Source organism: Blastomonas sp. CCH1-A6, assembly GCF_001556365.1.
In the GTDB taxonomy this organism is placed as follows: domain Bacteria; phylum Pseudomonadota; class Alphaproteobacteria; order Sphingomonadales; family Sphingomonadaceae; genus Blastomonas; species Blastomonas ursincola.
Genome location: NZ_LSIS01000529.1, coordinates 1 through 444 on the forward strand (window position 1 = coordinate 1; position 444 = coordinate 444).

The 444-nt window shown below is 71.4% G+C and carries 1 pseudogene; it reads right to left on the bottom strand.

From position 1 onward, the window contains the following. Positions 1–444 (bottom strand): annotated as a pseudogene (locus tag AX735_RS22780) (hypothetical protein); the annotation flags it as partial.

Here is a 444-nt window from a genome sequence, read left to right on the forward strand (position 1 = left end):
CACCCGAAGGCGTGGTGCCGTCCGCGGTTACCGCGCCGTTGCCGATCGCGACCGAGTTGATGCCGGCAGACACGGCCGCGTTGCCCGCCGCGAGCGAGTTCACGCCTGAGGCGTTGGCGCGACTGCCCAGCGCCGAGGCGTTGGCCCCGCCGGCTTGTGCACTCTTGCCGACCGAGGTCGCTTCGAAGCCGGCAGCATTGGCTTGATGACCCACTGCAACGGCGGTGCGTCCCGACGCGTTCGCCTGCCAGCCGAAGGCCTGGCTGCCGACGCCCGAGGCGACCGATTCCCCACCGATCGCGGTCGCATGGAAACCGCTTGCATTGGCCTGATCGCCCAGCGCCACGGCATCTTCAGCCGTCGCCTGCGCCAGATTGCCGACAGCCACCGCGGTTCCGGTCGAAGCCGCGCCCGAGGGCGTCGTGCCGTCCGCCGTCACCGCGC